At 51.6% G+C, this 15,419-nt stretch carries 14 protein-coding genes; 10 read left to right on the top strand and 4 right to left on the bottom strand.

Features of this window, described 5'->3' with window-relative positions; genetic code table 11:
• Window positions 1-63 precede the first annotated feature (63 nt).
• Window positions 64-1,347, top strand: coding sequence for a hypothetical protein (locus HOK28_23400; protein ID MBT6436056.1), 1,284 nt, complete (start codon window positions 64-66; stop codon window positions 1,345-1,347).
• A 16-nt stretch (window positions 1,348-1,363) separates the two neighbouring features.
• Here the strand turns inward: HOK28_23400 and HOK28_23395 are convergent, their stop codons facing one another.
• Window positions 1,364-3,031 carry a 2,3-bisphosphoglycerate-independent phosphoglycerate mutase gene (locus tag HOK28_23395; protein MBT6436055.1) on the bottom strand — a complete coding sequence of 556 codons (1,668 nt, stop codon included), beginning with the start codon at window positions 3,029-3,031 and terminating at the stop codon, window positions 1,364-1,366.
• A gap of 134 nt (window positions 3,032-3,165) precedes the next feature.
• Here HOK28_23395 and HOK28_23390 point away from each other — a divergent pair, with 134 nt between their 5' ends.
• From HOK28_23390 to idi, 9 genes are all read left to right on the top strand, one after another.
• On the top strand, window positions 3,166-4,230 hold the full coding sequence (locus tag HOK28_23390) for a tRNA pseudouridine(13) synthase TruD (protein MBT6436054.1): 1,065 nt from the start codon (window positions 3,166-3,168) through the stop codon (window positions 4,228-4,230).
• Between the two features lie 38 nt (window positions 4,231-4,268).
• Window positions 4,269-5,297: a hypothetical protein gene (locus HOK28_23385; protein MBT6436053.1), complete on the top strand. Its 1,029-nt coding sequence runs from the start codon at window positions 4,269-4,271 to the stop codon at window positions 5,295-5,297.
• Window positions 5,298-5,377: 80 nt separating this feature from the next.
• Window positions 5,378-6,169: an SDR family oxidoreductase gene (locus HOK28_23380; protein MBT6436052.1), complete on the top strand. Its 792-nt coding sequence runs from the start codon at window positions 5,378-5,380 to the stop codon at window positions 6,167-6,169.
• Between the two features lie 55 nt (window positions 6,170-6,224).
• Entirely contained in the window at window positions 6,225-7,463 is a 1,239-nt protein-coding gene (locus HOK28_23375) for an LLM class flavin-dependent oxidoreductase (protein MBT6436051.1), read from the top strand.
• 6 nt (window positions 7,464-7,469) lie between these two features.
• Window positions 7,470-8,093 (top strand): hypothetical protein, encoded by a 624-nt coding sequence (locus tag HOK28_23370; protein ID MBT6436050.1) that lies wholly within the window; start codon window positions 7,470-7,472, stop codon window positions 8,091-8,093.
• Window positions 8,094-8,101: 8 nt separating this feature from the next.
• The gene (gene mvaD, locus HOK28_23365; protein MBT6436049.1) at window positions 8,102-9,085 is read left to right on the top strand and encodes a diphosphomevalonate decarboxylase; all 984 of its coding nucleotides are present in this window, start codon (window positions 8,102-8,104) and stop codon (window positions 9,083-9,085) included.
• Window positions 9,082-10,140 (top strand): hypothetical protein, encoded by a 1,059-nt coding sequence (locus tag HOK28_23360; GenBank protein ID MBT6436048.1) that lies wholly within the window; start codon window positions 9,082-9,084, stop codon window positions 10,138-10,140. Before mvaD ends, HOK28_23360 begins: the two co-directional genes overlap by 4 nt.
• A gap of 93 nt (window positions 10,141-10,233) precedes the next feature.
• Window positions 10,234-12,519 (top strand): hydroxymethylglutaryl-CoA reductase, degradative, encoded by a 2,286-nt coding sequence (locus HOK28_23355; GenBank protein MBT6436047.1) that lies wholly within the window; start codon window positions 10,234-10,236, stop codon window positions 12,517-12,519.
• A complete protein-coding gene (gene idi, locus HOK28_23350; protein MBT6436046.1) occupies window positions 12,516-13,079 on the top strand; it encodes an isopentenyl-diphosphate Delta-isomerase in 564 nt (187 codons plus the stop codon). Before HOK28_23355 ends, idi begins: the two co-directional genes overlap by 4 nt.
• Here the strand turns inward: idi and HOK28_23345 are convergent.
• The 3 genes from HOK28_23345 to HOK28_23335 form a co-directional block, all read right to left on the bottom strand.
• The gene (locus tag HOK28_23345; protein ID MBT6436045.1) at window positions 13,076-14,431 is read right to left on the bottom strand and encodes a replication-associated recombination protein A; all 1,356 of its coding nucleotides are present in this window, start codon (window positions 14,429-14,431) and stop codon (window positions 13,076-13,078) included. The two genes, idi and HOK28_23345, sit on opposite strands and share 4 nt — an antisense overlap.
• A complete protein-coding gene (locus HOK28_23340; GenBank protein ID MBT6436044.1) occupies window positions 14,424-14,852 on the bottom strand; it encodes a M67 family metallopeptidase in 429 nt (142 codons plus the stop codon). Before HOK28_23340 ends, HOK28_23345 begins: the two co-directional genes overlap by 8 nt.
• A partial coding sequence (locus tag HOK28_23335) for a pyridoxal-phosphate dependent enzyme (GenBank protein MBT6436043.1) occupies window positions 14,849-15,419 on the bottom strand: 571 nt, incomplete at its 5' end. The genes HOK28_23335 and HOK28_23340, both read right to left, overlap by 4 nt.

The following is a 15,419-nucleotide window of genomic DNA, read 5'->3' as shown; positions in this document are numbered from 1 at the left end:
AGGATGTCGGGGACTTGCGCGCACCTCCAGGTGATTTTAAACTGATGAAAGGGGAGAATCAGGATGCTACCTGAGCAACAGGACCAAGAACCAGAAATTCAACTCGGCACCATTCATGCGATACTCGAATCTGTAGACGAGGAGGCGCGTGAGGGGCTGCAAGGTGCGCTCGATATTTGTCTGAATATTTTAGACATTTTGCGCAAAGTCGATTTCCGTTCCTTTGAGTCATTGGGCCCTCAGGAGGCTGTATCGGCGATGGAGTTTGGCTGCACGATGGAAGTGCTCGGAGCTCTCGACGAAACAATCCGTTTTCTCCCGGAATTGCCCGCACGTTTATCTGGCGAAACCGAGCGTATGGTTCAAGCGTCCGTGGCGAGCGAAGAAAACAACCGTCACTACGATATTTCCCATGACTCCAATCTTCGAGCGATTGACGGAGTTGTAGATCCAAAACGCGACCGGTTTTGTGAGGATCTTGACCGATTTGTTTTGCGTATGGTGGACCCTTCCCAGGACCCATTAGTCGATGAAGACTATGAGCCTATTTCGATGGAAGAGTTTTGTCGCAATCTTTCGCTGGAACTTGAGGCGTGTCGAGAGCGTTTGGTTCAAATGAGATTTGAGCGCTCGAAGTGGGGCATGATTACCGAGGGTGAAGAGGGCCGGCGCAAATGCCAAAAAGTTTTGCGAGCCGCGTTCACCGTTGGTTGCTGTGAGCTTGCGCCCATTACTGGTGATGAGCTTTTCCCAAGAGATCCTTCTGAGCTGCAGACAGCACTTTTTGTCCGGGATGCTTTGATGGCTTTTCGCCGAGATATTCAAGCCTTGGTTGGCGAGGCTGAAGAGGTTCCAAGTGATGAACTTCCGGCAACAGTAGATGGTGTGCGAGCGCGCATTGATATGTTGCTCAAGAACGATGCCTACTACATGATTCGCGCGTTGGACCGGTTCGGACTTCAAGACCTTCGCGCGCGATTTGTGAGTTGGCAGGAGAGTCAGCAAGACGATGTTTGGAATGGTCGCTGGACCTTGCAAGCTGTTCGCGACTTTACGGATATTCTAGGTAACGTGAATCGACGAGAATTATTGATTGATCACGACCGCAAAATTCGCAACCGCGCATTGGGAATGAGTAGTTCGCTATTGTCGTACCCACCGACTGAACCTGAGCAGGTTCTCAGTCAGTTTAAGGCCGTTCTGCATGACTTAAATGAAATGCATTGGCGTGATCCCAAATTGGACAGGTTCGTTACAACCGAGCTAGAAGTGGGTTCATCTTTGGCCAAGGATTTTAAAGGCCACCTGAAGAAGTTAACGGCTATCCTACAAGAGGTTGAGCTTTAAGTCCGAGAGCATCTGGTTACCGAACGGCTTGGATGAGCGAATCCCGATAATCCGCAGGCGTTTCAAACCCCAATAAATGAAGAGACGTCGAGGCTAAGTTGGCAAGGCTTGCTTGCTCTATTTGATTCATCACAAAGCGTGCACGGTCGGCGTCATTGAGTACTACGTGTAAGGGTACAGGGTTAAGCGAGTGACTGGTTCGGGGAATGAGCATGCCCTTGTCATCTCTTAAAATAGCACCGGTCTTTTTATGCCGCTCAGCCATATCGTCTGCGTTACCGTGGTCGGCAGTGACGACCAAGGCTCCGCCCAGCGCTAAAACTTCTTTTTCCAAGAGTCCCAGCATTCTGTCGACACTCTCCACAGATTTTACAGTCGCTTGAAAATGACCAGTATGACCGACCATATCTCCATTGGCATAATTCAGACGGCTAAAGCGAAATTTGCCCGCCTTGATGCCTCGAAGGACCTCTTGGGTGATGGCCTCAGCTTGCATACCCGGTGCTTCTTCCACAAGTCCGGGGAGTGAGGGCACCTCAACATATTCTTCATTTTGTTTATCAAAATATCCAGATCGATTGCCGTTCCAAAAGTAGGTGACGTGACCAAACTTGTGGGTCTCGCTGCACGCAAATTGAGATACATTTTGACTGGCGAGCAGTTCACCCAAGGTGCGATTGATTTCCGGCGGAGCGACTAAAAACCGTTTGGGTGTTTGCGTGTCGCCATCGTATTGGAGCATCCCGCAAAAGTGGACCTTGGGTCTTCGCACGCGATCAAACCTATCGAACACGTCTTGCTCGAAAGCTGCACAGATCTCGAGCATGCGGTCGCCTCGAAAGTTGAAGAGAATGACACCATCCCCATCGCAAATCGGACCCACGGCTTGACCCGCTTCTTGAATAACAAAGCTTGAGAGATCTTGATCTCCGATGTTGGGCGTTTCTTCGCGAAGGACTCGTACAGCTTCGAGGGTGGATTGAAATCCGCGACCTTCTCCCAGCACATGAACTTGCCAGCCGCGCTTGACCATATCCCAGTCTGAGTCGTAGCGGTCCATGGTTGTTGTCATTCGGCCGCCGCCTGAAGCAATGCGGTAATTACGCTCATTGCTTCCGTGGATTTGTGACAAGCAACCCTCAAGCTTTTCGATGTATTCGACGGCACTGGTTCGTGGAACATCACGGCCGTCTAGGAGGACATGCACGAAAAGATTTTTCACACCTTCTTGGTTCGCTTTGCGGATCATCGCGATCAGGTGATCGATGTGGCTATGAATATTACCGTCTGAGAGTAAGCCGATAAAATGCAGGGCTTGTTCTTGACTGATGACTTGCTGGGTTGTTTCTTGCCAGCTGGCTGTTTGATAAAGCGCACCGCTGGAAATCGCTTGGCTAACGAGCTTGGCACCTTGGTCAAAAACCCGTCCACACCCGATAACATTGTGGCCGACTTCGCTGTTGCCCATATCTGAATCACTGGGCATACCAACTGCCATGCCATGGGCCTGAAGCTGAGTTGTCAGTTCGTCGGTTCGGTAGCGATCGAGGTTTGGGGTATGAGCATGAAAGACGGCATCAGCATCGTCGTGCTTACCAATTCCAACCCCATCCATGACCGCGACAACGACAGGCCCTTCAACGCCAGGCTTACTTGATTGAACCAGCTCTTTGTTTTCCATCATCTCACTCGTGTTCAAGGGTTTAGTTGAGGTCTATACCCCTTGTGATTGAGAAGGCAAGCAGCCGGGCGTGAGTGATTTTGGGTTCTTCGGCGAGATACCCTGACATTCTAGGGACCCTGGTATATGGCGCCTCTATGTCTGAAACGATGCAACATCCGCCGCTTATAAGCACTGAAATCCCAGGTTTCGAGAAAACTCGGGCCCAGATTAAATCTTGCCCAGAAGATTTTCTAGTCAATGAGCTACCGCGGGAGCGGCGCTCGGATGAGGGTCCTCAAATTCGATTTAGGGTAGAGAAACGAGGGCTTACCACGGAGGAAGTCCTTTTCCGAATTGCTCAAATCTTAGGAATCGATAAGGAGGCGATTGGCTGTGCTGGCTTAAAAGACAAACAAGCCGTGACCACGCAATATTTATCGGTCCCACGTGCACATGCCAGCAGCCTTTCAGGCCTCGCCGAGGAGGGCTTCAAGGTTCTCGAGGTTTGTGGTCATGGACCCAAGCTCAAGCGCGGTGAAATCGAGGGAAACTCCTTTTCCATTTTGTTGCGGGGTGTCGACCCCAGTGCCCAACAAGGTGTTTGTGATGCCCTCTCTTACTTAGAGTCTCATGGCGTGCCGAATGCATATGGTGTTCAGCGCTTTGGCCATCAATGGAGTACCTGGGAGATGGGGAAATCCTTGTTGGAGAAGGGCGAAGAGGCCTTGGCAAATCTGCCGCGTCAGCAAAAGCGATTTATGCGGCGCTTGGCGCTTAACGCTGTGCAGTCTTCTCTCTTCAATGCCTGGTTGATAGACAGACAGGCGGACAATTTATTGCAAACGCTCATTCACGGGGATGTCATTTGGGTTGAGCGTCTGGGTACAGCTCAGCTTGTTCTCGATCCTGAGGCCGAGCAGAAGCGTCTGGAGGGGGGGAAGGTTTCGCTGACGGGACCGATGTTTGGCATTAAAATGCGGGCGGCGGTTGGAAAGGCATCACCTCGGGAAAAGGCAATTTTAGCCAAGAGCGGTTTTACCCTTGAGCAATTTGCCGCATTTTCTAAGGTCGCGCCTGGCAGTCGCCGTCCAGCTCTAATTTACCCAACACAGGTGAGTTCTGAAATCGAGGCTGAGGGGGTTCGTGTGGCCTTTACGCTGCCATCCGGGGCCTATGCCACTGTCGTTTTGGATGCCTTGGTTCAAGAGTCTTTGGGTTGATATTGGTCAATCGACATTGGACCTGATAGAACCAATTTATGGAGTATGGTTACGGCCGGTGGTTCTTGTTGGTGATGATCGTTGTGATGGGGCACGGTGTGCTTCCTGCCAAGGCGAGCTGCATCATTCAGGACGGTCTTGAGCTGCCTACCGGTATCCGCGGCGATAAAGTCGAGCGCATCCTCGCCGGTAATTATCTACGACACTCTTCCCACTATTATCGTTGGTTTCTAAAGAGACAAAAAAAAGAAGAGCGCATGCGCGGAGGCTCTGCCTTAACTTCTTTGGGCCTTGCCTCTGCGTACGGTCATTTGGGCCAGCTGGACAAAGCAGCGGCCACCATCGAAGCTAGAATCAAAAAAGAGCCGACGCGTTACAGTCTCCACATCGCCGCGGGTGATTATTATTTATTAAGCTCTAATCGAAGCCGGGCGGGAGCAGCGTTTAGCCGCGCGTTTGAGATGAACCCCAACGGTGAGTTTACCAAGGATGGTTTCTCGCATCACATGCTGGATTATATGTCGATGCAAGCTGCGCGGGATCGTAAAAAGAAGCCGATGGTGACGGTTACTGAGCGTGGCTCAGGGTATTCTCGTTTGGGCTTTTCACATTTTTTCCAAGAACGGGGCCGCCGCAGCGGTGTCTACCCGGCGCACAGTTGGAAGAATGGTGGCCGCGAACAGACGCTTAACGGGCTTTTGAATATGGTTTTGTGTGGCTACCGCCGCTCTCCTCACGTTTATGAGGCCATTGGTGATGTGCTCTCTGAGGGTAAAATCTCAGGCAAGGGCGATAATAGAGAACTGGCTGCCATGGCTTACCTGCGGGCTTCTTATGTGGTGGGCGACAGTCTTTGGTCTCGGCTCGAGTACCGAAAGTTAGCCCAGCAAATGCTGCCTCGTAAAACCAAGAAGTCTCTAAAATCATTAGAGAAAAGATTCGGCAAGAGCATCCGTAAAGGCACGAAAAACTATAAAATTGTGCGAATTCTTGAACAGAAATGGGCGAAAAAGAAGATGAATCTCGAATCTCGCTACGAGAAAGTCTTTTTGACCGGTAAACGCTAACAAGCTCCAAAACTAACGCCGTCTGGCATGGTATTTCTCTATGACATTGGTTAGGCAGCCATGGTGATAAAGGAGTTGCTATGCAAGTGAACCTCGCTCTCAAGGGAAAACATGCCGTCATCTGTGGTTCCAGCGCAGGCATTGGTGAAGCGGTGGCTCGGCGTATGGCCGCGCATGGCGCCAAGGTTACCCTGATCGCTCGGCGTGAAGAACGCCTCACCCAGTTGGTCCAAGAACTCAAGGAATCAGGGGCCGATAAGCCCGCTGCATGTGCTTGGGATCTAGACAAGCGAGAAGCGTTGGCGGCTTCTGCAAACGAGCTTGTGCGTGCACGCGGTGCGGTTCATATCTTGGTCAATAATACCGGCGGTCCACCTCCTGGCCCGATTTTAGAGGCCACTCCGGAGGACTTTGCTTTGGGACTGGGGAGGCATCTTTTCGCTTCTCAAATCTTAGTGCAGGCGTTTTTGCCCGGTATGATTGAAGCGGGTTACGGCCGAATTCTCAACGTGATCTCCACCTCAGTTCGGGAGCCCATCCCAAATCTTGGAGTGTCGAATACAGTTCGGGGCGCCATGGCCAGTTGGTCGAAAACCTTGGCTGGGGAATTACCCCCTGGAATAACCATCAACAATCTGCTTCCGGGGTTGACGGATACCGAACGACTTGATGCATTGCGCACGGCCATTGCCCAGAAGCGAGGCTCTTCGGAAGACGCCGTTCAAGACGATTGGATGTCGGGCGTTCCGGAAGGCCGGTTGGCCCGACCTGAAGAATTAGCAGGGGCTGCGGTCTTCTTAGCTTCTGAAGCAGGGGCATATATTCGAGGGGTAAATTTACCCATCGACGGCGGTCGATTGCACGCGATATAAAGTGACTGCTTCGGTGATGCAGTCTTGAAAAGCCATCTCAAAAGGGGACACGGCAATGAAGTACGATATTTTCTTTTCAATCAGCCAAACGCCAGTGGACGGACATACGCCTACTGAAGATGTGATGTTTCGAAATTTCTTTGACCAAGTTCAGGTCGCTGATGAATTGGGTTTCGGCGTTGCGTGGGTTGCAGAGTCTCATTTATCAAGCCAAGTTCAAAAAGAGACAAGTAAACCTGTTATACCTCACTGGGAAGGCGAGGTTGGTTTAAACGTTGATATCGCTCAGCTCGCACATCAAGTTTTCGCAAAAACGAAACGCATCGAAGTCGGCTCGGCCATCATGAATATTTTATGCAATGGTGGACCCATTGCAGCGGCCGAAAAAATCGCATGTTTCACAGCTCTCCATGGTCTCAATCCAGAGGAGAAGCGAAAGCTTCATGTTGGGTTTGCGGCGGGGCGTTTTGATTTTATGAACCGTGCCTACGGCGTAGATGCCCGCAACCCTGTAGAGGAAGCGGCTTGGCGCAGCGTGAAGGGCAAAGTATTTCGGGAAGCTGCCGAGATCTTTTTGCGCTTGTTAAAGGGCGAAGTTCTGAGCAGCGATCAGATGGATGCACCAACGCTTACGCGGGCCGATTTTCGCAGCGATGAAGACTGGCAAAAAGTCTTGGATGCGCATGGAGAGGCCACCGAATCGATCGCGCTCGATCGCCGCTGGGAATTCGAGAAGTTAAAGATTATCCCCCAAGCATTTCGCCGAGAGCTCTTACAGCTCGTGATTGGCAGCCACGACCCAGCTTTGCAGGAAAAAGTGCAAGAGTGGGCACCGGTTCAAGTGTTTAACTTGTCGATTACTTCACCTGAAATCATTGAGAAAACTCATGAACGTCTTGCGAAGGCCTATCACCAAGACGGTGGTGCCTGGGACCGTGGGCACATGCCCCGAACTGTTTTCGTATTCATCAATGAGCAGGAAGGTTTGAGCTCAGATGAGCGGCGAGAGAAAGCCAAAGAAGAGGCGCATTCGGCTCTTGGTACCTATTGGACGGCTCTCGAAGGTACTTTAGATCCCGCGAAAGTTGAAAAAGCATCGCACAATGCCCTGATTGGCAATGCCGAAGACATCGCGATGCAGATGGTAGAGCGCTTTCACCCGGATGACCGGCTGATGCTGTGGTTTGACTTTTTCAACCACGACAACGAACGCGTGATGAGTAATATGCGCGCGTTTATGGAGCACGTGCCTGCGAAAGTAGACGCCCTAATCAAAGAGAGACAAGCTGGATAATCAGTCATGCCGGAATTTATCGATATCTCGCCTTTGATTTCTCCCGATGTGGCTGTCTGGCCTGGAGATGTGGCCTTCAGCCGGCAGGTCGCTCTCGATATGCAGTCGGGAGATAATTTAACTCTGAGTTCAATCACCACCACCCTTCATGTGGGAGCGCACTGTGATGCTCCCAATCATTATGCCAAGGATGGTGCATCGATCGCCGAACGTGATTTGGACCCCTATTATGGGCCCTGCCAAATCGTTACGGTCGATGTTGCGCGCGGAGAACGCATTGTCCCTTCGCATATCAAGGTTGAGATTCAGGCAGAGCGGGTTCTATTCAAGACGCTTACATTCCCGGACCCAAATGATTTTAACGAAGACTTTGCCAGCCTCTCTCCAGAGGTTGTTGAGTTTTTGTTTGAGAAAGGCGTACGGCTCGTCGGATTGGACACTCCCTCGGTGGACCTTTGTCAGGACCGGAAACTTCTTAGCCATAATGCCATCGCCAAAAGAAACCTATCGATCTTAGAGGGTGTTGTGCTCGGTCATGTCGAGGACGGCGTTTACACATTGATTGCTTTGCCGCTTAAGTTGGCGCAAGCAGATGCATCCCCGGTGCGGGCAGTATTGGTGCGAATATGAATGATACGATGCGGGCGAAAGCCAAAGCTCATGCAAACATCGCTTTGGTGAAATACTGGGGCAAGCGCCAGGTAAAGCTCAACTTGCCTGATGTAGGCAGTATCTCTCTGACCTTGGAAGGTTTAACCACAGAGACTGCCGTTCATTTTGACATGCGCCTTACTCATGACCGTTTGATACTCAATGGTGAAGAACGACCCGAAGACTCCAAACGTGTGTCAGAGTTTCTCGCAACGATCCGTGAGATGGCGGGCCTTTCGTGTTTCGCAACGGTCACCAGTACGAATAATTTCCCAACAGGCGCGGGCCTCGCGAGTTCGGCATCGGGATTTGCAGCTTTGGCTCTGGCGGCTACGCGGGCAGCTGGAATGAATCTAGATGACGCTCGGCTTTCTTCTTTATCGAGGCAGGGTTCGGCAAGTGCTGCGCGTTCTATCTTCGGCGGCTTTGTGGAAATGTCTCGTGGCAAAAAGACCAACGGAGAAGACTGCAATGCCTATCAGCTTGCCTCGCGGGAACATTGGCCACTTCAGGTGGTGGTTGGCATCACGAGCAAGGCTCGCAAGTCTGTAGGTTCAACTGAGGGCATGTTAAGCAGTGCCAAGACATCTCCGTTTTATAAATCGTGGGTGGATACTCATCCGGCGGACTTAAACTCCATGCGCGATGCGATTGCTGAGAAAGACTTTGAACGTCTGGCTGAGATTACGGAATCCAGCACTCTCAAAATGCACTCGGTGATGATGTCGACTCGGCCGTCATTGATTTTCTGGAATGGCGTAACCGTTGAACTGATGCACGTCCTTACGTCTTTGCGCAAAGAGGGGATTGGTGTGTGCTACACCATGGATGCCGGTCCTCAAGTGAAGGCAATATGCTTGCCTGAACATGCAGCGCGCGTTGAAGAAGCGATGCGAAGTGTGGCCGGCGTTGAAGATATCTTGGCGACCGGTATGGGTATGGGTGCATGCCATCTTGAGGAAACGTCGTGACCATAGAAGCGGTGGCTCCGGGCAAGATGATTCTTGTTGGAGAATATGCAGTGCTGCACGGTGCGCCGGCGCTGGTGTGTGCAGTTAATCGGGAAGCCAGAGTTACTCTAGAGACCAATGGTGAGACGGGCATCCTAGTGCACGCTCCAGATGTAGGGTTGGATAACTCTGCTATGGAGCTTCGAGGTGGTATTGCTCAAACGACTGACGGCCAAGAACTTCCCAATAGTCTCAAAGTGGTGAGCGCTGTTGCTGAGCATTTTGCGACGCAACTTGAACCTCGCCTTTTGGAAAGCGGACTTCGGATTTCGATCGATACCTCGGGATTTGTTCAAGAACAAAACGGTTTTAAATTGGGACTGGGTTCCAGTGCAGCCGTAACCGTTGCGCTAACACGGGCTATGCAGGCTTATGTAAACAGCAAAGACGAAGAGACCCAGGCGCTGCCATTGTTTCAGCGAGCCCATAAAATTCACCAGAAGATGCAGGGCGGTATCGGCAGCGGTTTAGATATCGCGGCCAGCGTGTTTGGTGGCTTGGTCGCTTTTGATGAAGTTGAACCGGGAAATTCAGTGGTTCCTCGTAAACTCGAGCGCTTACATTGGCCTGCAATGGCTCCCGTATTTGTGGGCAACTCAGCCTCTACAACGGATTTGGTAAGTAAAGTGAATACCTATCGAAAGGGTGCTCCCGAGCACTTCGCATCATTGATAGGTGAAATGGCCACGGTTTCAAAAAGTGTGATCGCAGCCAGTCAGTGTGACGACTTAGCCGGCGTTCGTACGGGGTGCAGTTCGTATTGTGGGCTCATGGATCGTTTGGGCCAGGTGAGCGGAGCAGACATCATCTCAGAGGCCCATCGCCGTGTCCGCGACCTAAGTATTGGAAATGGCTTTGCTTACAAGCCATCTGGAGCGGGTGGTGGAGATCTTGGACTGATTTTCAGCAAGCAACAAAGTACGTTGAACGATTTACGGCCCGAGCTAGAAAAGCTTGGAGCGAGCTGGACTGAGTTGGGAATTTCTTCATCGGGTGTGCGGTTAGAGACTCCGTAAAGAAAAAATTTACAATAATTCACTGCGTCAGGGGTGTTCTCTTCCCTTGTGGCTTCCAAATCTGGGGCATATAAGCCTGAGCAGGAGCGACAGATGGACAAATCGCGTTTACCAAATTTCTATAAATACAGTGTTTCTGAACGCTTACGCCTACTTTATGAGCGTCAGGTACTGAGTGAAGACAGCTATCACACCCTGATGGACGGAGTGGCTACTCTCGACGTCGAATCTGCTGACCGTATGGTCGAGAATGTGGTGGGCGTTTTTGGGCTCCCCATGGGCCTGGGCCTTAACTTCGTCATCAACGACAAGCCCTACATCGTCCCGCTTGTGGTCGAAGAGCCGTCCATCATTGCGGCGCTGAGCTCAGCTGCAAAACTCGTACGAGGTAACGGCGGCTTCGAAGCCCACAGCGAAAAGCCGCTGATGATGGGTCAGATTCAGGTCGTGGACATCACGCATCCTGCCCGCGCTCGCCAAATCCTTCTACAAAATAAAGACAAGATTTTGAATCTCGCCAACAGCCTGCACCCGAACATGGTGGCACGCGGCGGCGGTGCAAAAGACATGGAAGTTATCATTCACCCTTCGGCCTCTGCCCGCGGTGACATGGTGGTTGCACAACTTTTGGTCGATACCTGTGATGCCATGGGTGCAAACCTCGTCAACACGATGTGTGAAGGCGTTGCAACTCTCGTGGAAGAAATGACCGGTGGAACCGTATTTCTTCGCATCCTCTCGAATTTAACTGACCGCGCGATGGTGAGTGCCAGTTGTAAGATTCCGGTTTCACTCTTGGAAGGCAAAGGTTACTCCGGCGAGTCGGTTCGTGACGGTATCATCCTTGCCAACGATTTTGCGGCTGTTGATGCCTACCGGGCAGCAACGCACAACAAAGGAATCATGAACGGCATCGACCCTGTGGCAATCGCTACAGGTAACGATTGGCGAGCTATTGAATCCGCGGCTCATGCATACGCCGGGCGTGGTAACACCTACACCTGCTTAACCAGCTGGACCAAAGATGACGAAGGAAACCTCGTCGGAGGTATCCGCTTACCTCTCAAGGTCGGTACCGTCGGTGGCAGCTTGCAGTCCAACCCCGGTGTTAAAGTCGCTCACGAAATTCTCGGTGTCGAGTCGGCAAGAGAATTGGCAGAACTCATGGCCGTTGTGGGCTTGGCCCAGAACTTCTCAGCACTGCGCGCTCTAAGCACCGATGGCATTCAACGTGGTCATATGACCTTGCATGCACGCAGCGTTGCAATGACTGCTGGGGCAACGCCTGACAACTTTGATAAAGTTGTCGACAAGCTGGTGGCCAGTGGTGAAATCAAGATCTGGAAAGCCAAAGATATCATCCGAGATATCGAACTGGGTCCTGGAGCTGACTTGAGCGGTGCATTTCGAATTGAGTCAGAACTTGTGCCTGAAACACGTGGTGCCGGTTACGGTAAGGTGATTCTGCTAGGAGAGCATGCGGTTGTTTATGGCAGCCATGCCATTGCCGCGCCTGTAAAGCTTAACATTCAAGCTCAAATCAAAGACTACGACGATGGCGTGAATCTAACCATCCCACGTTGGGGTGTAGAGCAGCGGGTTATGCTGAATGGTAAGCGTGAGAACTCGTTGAGCGCATCGCTGGACCTAATACTTGAAAGACTTCACCTTAAAGAAGAATCGATGTCGATTGAGGTTTGGCCACACGTTCCTCGTGCAATGGGCTTGGGTGCATCCGCTGCGTTGGCTGTCGGTGTTATTCGGGCGCTCGACCAACGTTATAAGCTGAATCTATCCGACACCGATGTGAACGGTATTGCATTCGATGTTGAGAAGCTGGCTCACGGCGGCACGCCATCGGGCATCGACAACACCTTAGCAACCTATCGCCAGTTTATGCTCTACAAAAAGGGCCATCCGCCGGTGATGAAGGAAATTTTCTCCCCGAAGCCGATACCAATCGTAATCGGTTTAAGTGGCACGGAAAGCCTCACGGCGACCATGGTCACTAAGGTACGAAACAACTGGGAAAATAACCGATTTTTGTATGAACGAATTTTTGCAGAAATTGACGGGCTTACCCTCGAAGGCGTTAAGGCCATTGAGAGCAACAACCTGACGCAGCTCGGTGAACTCATGAATATTTGCCAGGGCCTCTTAAATGCTTTGGGAGTCTCAAGCTGGGAAATCGAAGAGCTTATCCAAATCGCCCGCGATAATGGCGCCTTGGGTGCGAAGCTTACGGGCGGCGGCGGTGGTGGCTCTATGGTAGCCATCTGTCCAGATAACGCGGAACGTGTTGCGGCGGCCATGCGTAAGGCTGGTTACCGCGCGATGATCACCGAAATCGGTGGTTCTCCTGAAGGAGGACAGTCATGACACATTCAGTAGTTGTATCTTTCGATGACGAGCCTCTCATTCTGGTTAACTCCCAAGATGAAGTTTTAGGACACGAAGAAAAGCACCCGTGCCATAATGGTATGGGAATGCTCCACCGTGCTTTTTCAATTTTTATCTTCAACAGTCGTGGAGAATTATTGATTCAGCAACGAAGTGAGCAAAAACGACTCTGGCCTATGTTTTGGGCAAATACATGCTGCAGTCACCCAAGACGCGGCGAGGAAACTCCCTCAGCTGCCGACCGAAGATTACGCGAAGAACTCAGCATGAAAGCAGAGCTTCAATACGTTTATAAATTTGAGTATCAGGCTACTTTTGGTGAACTGGGATCCGAAAATGAACTCTGTTGGGTTTTTGTGGGACGCTCAGATGATGCGGCGGACCTGAACCTAAATGAAGTGAATGAATTACGGTACATCTCCCCAGAAGCTCTAGACGCTGAGATGGAAACAAACCCTGAGAAGTTTACGCCTTGGCTCAAGATGGAGTGGAAAAAGCTTCGCACTCAGTACTGGCATCAAGTGGAAGCACTCAACTAATCTGAGTCTTCTTCAGACTCGCCTCGCCAATTGCTTAGACGCTCTTTAATGACCGCTTCGTATCCTTGGTCGCTCGGATGATAGTAACGAGCCCCTTCCAGATCATCGGGTAGATAAGATTCTGCAACATAGTTGCCTGTAAAGTTATGCGGGTATTTGTAGTTTTTCCCGCTGCCCAGCGCCTTGGCAAGCCCACTGGTTGCGTTAAGTAGCTTTTTGGGCACAGGCAATGCGCCATTTTCTTTAAGCTCCTTACGGGCACTTGTGTAGGCTGCAAGGATAGCATTGGATTTCGGTGCACAGGCTAAATACGTGGCCGCTTGGGTAAGCGGCAGAACGCCTTCGGGGAGCCCCATCAATTCAAACGCGCCCAACGCATTCATGGCAACTTGCAGCGCCTGAGGATCTGCATTCCCAATGTCTTCACTGGCGAAGATGACCATACGCCTGAGTATAAATCGTGGTGGCTCGCCTGCCTCAAGCATCCGAGTCATCCAGTAGACGGCTGCATCAGGGTCGCTGCCGCGCATGGATTTGATAAATGCACTCACGACTCCGTAATGCTCGTCGCCGGCTTTATCGTAGAGAATCATTTTTTGCTGAGCAGCGGATTCAACGAGTTCGAGGGTTAGTTCTGAGAGCTCTTCGGATTGGGCGAGGTCACAACAGACTTCAAGGGTGCCCAGTGCATAGCGTGCATCGCCTTGGCTTAATTTTGAGAGCTGCTCAAGTACTTCCATCGTGGCGGTAATGCCGCGGCGGCCCAGCCCATTTTGTTTGTCCGAAAGCGCTCTATTGAGCAGTTCAGCAAGGTCTTCTTTGGGGAGCTTCTCAAGGACAAACACACGGCAGCGCGAAAGCAGTGCTGAGTTGACTTCGAAGCTTGGATTTTCGGTGGTGGCGCCGACGAGTGTGAAGAGACCAGACTCAACGTGCGGAAGTAGGGCGTCTTGTTGGGCTTTATTAAAGCGGTGAATCTCGTCGATGAAGAGAAGCGTGCGATGCCCGTGATAATTGCGGCGCTCCTCAGCTTCTTGAACAATACGGCGTATATCTTTGACCCCGCCCATGACGGCGGACAGCGTCTCAAAATGAGCTTTGAGGTGGTTGGCAAGAGTTCTTGCTAGGGTGGTTTTCCCGCATCCGGGTGGTCCCCATAAAATCATTGATGGGATTTCACCGCGTTCGATAAGGCGTCGCAGTGGAGCCCCCTCACGCAGGAGCTTAGGTTGCCCCACCATCTCATGAAGGGTTTGCGGGCGTAGGCGTTCAGCTAATGGCTTGTAGGCGCGCGCCTGGGCTGCGGCGGCAAAAAGATTCCCGGTCTTGCCTTGGGTTGGGCCTTTAACCATTGAAGCTTAGCTCTTCCTCGTCGAAAGCACTTCGGTCTTCTTTGAGTCTGAAGCTTTGAATCGTCGCTGTTTTACCCTGCATGCAGCTTACAATCAGATAACTCCAAAATGGCATAGCGTGAACGCGGTCAAACTCACTGGCTTGGGAGGGGTGATTGGGGTGCGAGTGATAGATGCCCAATACGTCGAGTCCTGCTTCTTTGGCAGTACGCTCTGCGTGAAGTAAAGCGCGAGGATCAATTAAGAAGCGCCTTTCTCGATTTTCGCCTTTGGTGTTTTCGACTGGTATGACTTGAACAATTTCTCTTGAGCCATCATCGAGTTCACGGCCAAGCATGGTGCCGCAGCATTCCTCGGGAAAGGTTTCTTCCGCGTGGGCGTTCATCTCGTCTTGGCAGGACTGCTTAACAACAATTTTCATGAGCCTTCTTCCCAAAAGTGGTCGCTGAGGTAGCGGCTTCCGCCGTCGCAGCAGATTGCGACAATGGTTGCAGCGCGCCCAGCTTTTGCTTCTTCGTTCGCAATTTCTAAAGCGGTTGCCACAAGAGCACCCGCTGAGATGCCTATGAGCAGCCCTTCCTCTTTACCCATCCGTCTTACAGTTTCGTGAGCAAGCTCTGTTTGACAGACGCGCTGCTGATGCGGCACCTCGCCATCGTAGATGCCTGGTACAATCGCACTTTCAAGATGCTTCATGCCTTCAAGGCCGTGGAAGGGTGAGTCGGGTTGAACGGCGACGACTTGGCACAGCGGCGTATTTTCACGCAGATAACGTCCGGTGCCCATGCAGGTTCCGGTGGTTCCAATGCCGGCGACAAAGTGTGTGATTTTCCCCTGAGTCTGTTCGACGAGTTCGGGGCCGGTTGTCTGGTAGTGTGCCTGCCAATTGGAATCGTTATTGTATTGATCGGCGTAAAACCACGAAGGGTTAGCAGCTGAGAGTTCGCGAGCTTTTAATATTGCGCCGTCTGAGCTTAGGGCAGGATCT

The sequence above is a fragment of the Deltaproteobacteria bacterium genome (genome assembly GCA_018668695.1).
In the GTDB taxonomy this organism is placed as follows: Bacteria; Myxococcota; XYA12-FULL-58-9; order XYA12-FULL-58-9; family JABJBS01; genus JABJBS01.
The sequence above is the reverse complement of the archived record's forward strand: the minus strand, read 5'-3'. Positions and strand labels throughout refer to the sequence as shown.

Bases quoted from the DNA above. Each gene is read 5' to 3' on its own strand.
- HOK28_23400 (MBT6436056.1), top strand. From the start codon at position 64: ATGCTACCTGAGCAACAGGACCAAGAACCAGAAATTCAACTCGGCACC.
- HOK28_23345 (MBT6436045.1), bottom strand. From the start codon at position 14,431: ATGGTTAAAGGCCCAACCCAAGGCAAGACCGGGAATCTTTTTGCCGCC.
- mvaD (MBT6436049.1), top strand. From the start codon at position 8,102: ATGCGGGCGAAAGCCAAAGCTCATGCAAACATCGCTTTGGTGAAATAC.
- HOK28_23370 (MBT6436050.1), top strand. From the start codon at position 7,470: ATGCCGGAATTTATCGATATCTCGCCTTTGATTTCTCCCGATGTGGCT.
- idi (MBT6436046.1), top strand. From the start codon at position 12,516: ATGACACATTCAGTAGTTGTATCTTTCGATGACGAGCCTCTCATTCTG.
- HOK28_23340 (MBT6436044.1), bottom strand. From the start codon at position 14,852: ATGAAAATTGTTGTTAAGCAGTCCTGCCAAGACGAGATGAACGCCCAC.
- HOK28_23395 (MBT6436055.1), bottom strand. From the start codon at position 3,031: ATGATGGAAAACAAAGAGCTGGTTCAATCAAGTAAGCCTGGCGTTGAA.
- HOK28_23390 (MBT6436054.1), top strand. From the start codon at position 3,166: ATGTCTGAAACGATGCAACATCCGCCGCTTATAAGCACTGAAATCCCA.
- HOK28_23375 (MBT6436051.1), top strand. From the start codon at position 6,225: ATGAAGTACGATATTTTCTTTTCAATCAGCCAAACGCCAGTGGACGGA.
- HOK28_23380 (MBT6436052.1), top strand. From the start codon at position 5,378: ATGCAAGTGAACCTCGCTCTCAAGGGAAAACATGCCGTCATCTGTGGT.
- HOK28_23355 (MBT6436047.1), top strand. From the start codon at position 10,234: ATGGACAAATCGCGTTTACCAAATTTCTATAAATACAGTGTTTCTGAA.
- HOK28_23385 (MBT6436053.1), top strand. From the start codon at position 4,269: ATGGAGTATGGTTACGGCCGGTGGTTCTTGTTGGTGATGATCGTTGTG.